Source organism: Xanthovirga aplysinae, from assembly GCF_009711365.1.
GTDB classification, from domain to species: Bacteria; Bacteroidota; Bacteroidia; order Cytophagales; family Cyclobacteriaceae; genus Xanthovirga; species Xanthovirga aplysinae.
Map to the genome: position 1 here is coordinate 1 of NZ_SMMB01000717.1, position 3,458 is coordinate 3,458.

At 41.0% G+C, this 3,458-nt stretch carries 1 protein-coding gene; it reads left to right on the forward strand.

The annotated features are described in order from the left end of the window. On the forward strand, window positions 1–3,458 hold a 3,458-nt coding region (locus E1171_RS04555), incomplete at both ends, for a LamG domain-containing protein (protein WP_222931389.1).

Consider the following 3,458-nt stretch of genomic DNA (forward strand, 5'->3'; position numbering starts at 1 on the left):
TAAAACGGTAGGCAACAAAATGCAAGTGCACAAAGGAGGAAGCATGGTAATGGAGACCACTATCCCTGACAATAATTGGCATCATTATGCGATTGTGTTTGCCAATCAAGGAACCATTTATTTAGATGCCCAAATCGGAGATGAATTTAACAACCCCACCCCTGCCAACCTATCGGCTGCTCCGGCAGGCAATGTTTATCTTTTTGAACTGAATTATGCCACTGGAAGCGAATATTGGTTAGACGAACTACAGGCCTGGGACTGGAATTTGGAAGAAGCCAATACAAATTTGCCATGGCAAAAGGGTACTTACTTGGAGGGTGACGAAGCTGATCTTTTGTTCAATTACCGCTTTGACATGCGAGATGATAAAAAGGTATTTAACATGACAGCCAATAGCAGGGGAGATACCTACACTGGCGAAACGAAGGGTACTTTGGTTTGGGAAACAAGGCCCGAACAGCAAGTTAGTTTAGCTTACAAAACCCTAACGAATGAAGATGGAGACTATACACTAAAAGCCATTGATCATAGGCAAACCGATGGAGAAACCTTCACCCTAGTGCCTTTTAAGGCAGTACCCGGCTACCCTGACTTGTTCCATGATTTTAACCCAGCAACTTTTGCCCTACCATTGGTGTACCATAAAGATGATTTTGGGCAATATCTAAAGGTACACGATATCATTGACATTTCACAAATGCCGATATCCGGACAATTTTACTATAATACGCCCGATGAGGCTGGGGTTAATCAAAGAATTCCGGCTCCTGAGGGGATTTCCATGATGATTGGGGATGCGGCACAATTAGAAACTTCCTTCTTGAGCAATAACTATGGCAATTACCTTCTGTTTTCCGATATGGGTGACCAGATATTCAAAGTAAACAACCCAGATATTCTTTCTCATAGTACAGGTGCACAATCCTTGTATTTTGACGGCAAGGAATCCTATGCAAAAGTGACTAACCTTCCCAAGGTCAACGAAAATAAAGGGACTTGGACAGGTTGGATCAAAAAATCCGATGCAAGCAATTCGGACCAAACCATTATGAATATTGGGGATGGGCTTGGTTTAATCTTAAGTGGGAATCAAAACCTATTGGTAAAAGATTTAGCCCGCAATACCCAACTGATCAAGATTGAAAATGTTTTAAACACAACAGATTGGGTATTTTTCGCCCTAACTTACGATGGAAGCCAGGTGACTTTAAAAGCTGGAAACAGCAATCCGATTATAGTAGGTGCCTCCACTTCAATAACCGAAACCGATCTATTGTTAGGTATGCAAGCTGAATCCAACGCAGAAGCCACTTCATTTACTGGCTATTTGGATCAATTAGAATTCCGGGATGAGGTATATAGCGAAGATGAAATTGCTAAAATTAAGACAGGAGAAGTTATTGACAGAGATGAGCGACACTTACAATTATCCTATAGTTTTGCGGGGCAAGATTCCCTCTACCGGGCCATTAGTCGAGGGCCAAATGCTCACCAGCGGGTCATGACATTGCATGGTGCAAAAATAACACAGTTTACCTCTCTTAACTATACAAAAGATTACAAAACCAAGTATGTGCCAACCAATCTGGATGAATCCTTGGGTGCCAATTTGGAAGAAGCTTCTTATAGTACAACTGTGCTTGGCCCTAAAACAAACCTGGATTTTGAAATTACCAATCGTTTTGGGTTTACTGGATATATACAGACCCCTTGCGGTTTCGGTGCAGGCCCATGGGAAGGTACGATCACAAGAACAGATTTGCCAACAGGCTTTACTTTTCAAAAAGAAATTAAAACTGGTGAATTTAATGATGACCATACCGTATTTCATGTTGATGACTTGGTCCCGGGTTTTTATAAAGTAAAATTAGAGAATCAAGAAAACGGAAGGGAACTTGAGAACTTCCAGACCATTAAAATAGATTCGGCAAATTATGTTTATGATTTTGAATGGAAAAATCCTTTGGAAGGGGCAATAGAAGTATATGCGGCCTCCAGTACAGGGGCTTATGATTCCTTGTTGGCACCCCTCGTCTGTCCCACTACCAATGGAATTTATGAATTGGAAAGTGGTATAAGCTATGAATTAGAATTAAAAGCCTTTGAAATGTATGGAACAAACCAGTGTATGGTAGATAATATAGATTATACTGCAAGTGGAGATTTAGGAACTAGCACTAGCTATTCTGGTGAAATTACTTCTGAGGGAACCGTTAGGATGCGTTTCACTGCAGGCAGCCCCAATTACAGTGACCCTACTACTCCGAGAAAATTTACTGTAACTCTGACTCGAACAGGTGGTATTGTAGAACAATTTAATGCTGATTTGCAAGCTTACGTTACAGGTAGTGAAATGACAAACCCTCCTAACTTTACCATTATCAATCCTGACATCATTACCGTATTACATGACCCTCCTGGCGACAACAGTACTATAACTTTGAACGAGGGTACCACTATTACTAAGAATACAAGTCATTCTGTGGCTGGAGGAATAGAATCTAACTTTGGAGTTGCTTTTGGTAATGATTTTAATAACTCTGTACTCATCGGCGGTTTTGTAGGGGGTGTGATCAACCGGTTGTTGAAATCGAGAATAGAGGTAGAGATCTCTGCAAACCTGAAACATACACAAGGGGGAGAGTGGGTCAGCGAACATAATTCCACCCTTACGAGTTCCATTACAACTAATGGTGGACAGGATATCGTTGGGGAAGATGCAGATGTTTTTATTGGCCGTGGACAAATTATGACAATCGGTACAGGTAGAACAGTAGAAGTAAACGCACAATGTGTACCTGAATTAAAGACCAATAGGGATATAGTGAGGTTTGACTATACTACCCCTTTCTATTATACCGCTACAGGTATTAAAGGGGTCTTGCAAAATCAATTGGAAATCATCAAAAATGACCCTAACTCTAAACCAGAAGACATATCAGAAGCCGAAACCGAGTACAACAAGTGGATGAACATCCTGACGGAAAATACAGAAAGAATAGAGAATATTGAAAACGCATCATCATTTACGGATGCTTTCTTCACCGGGCATGAATCCGTTTCAGATCCGAACGATTTTAGCATCTCCGGTAGTGACCAATTTTCTTTCGGAGGAAAGGTTACAATTGGACTTGAAGTGAATACTTCACAATCCAATCAAAATACCCACAGCGGCTCCACTACTATTGGTACTGGCTATGCCTCTAAATCAGACATTGCTGTGGCAGGTTTCCTTGCCAGACTGACTACCAACGTGGATATTTCGGTACAGCACTCATTTAGTAAAGCCTTTACTGATGGCAAGGTAAGAGGGTATAGTATTAAATTACTGGACGATGAAGTTTTTGATCATTTCTCGGTAAACTGGAAAAGAGATCCAAAATATGGTACACCTATGTTCAAAACGTTTGCTGGTCAGACCAAATGTCCTTATGAGTCCGGTACGGAAAACAGGG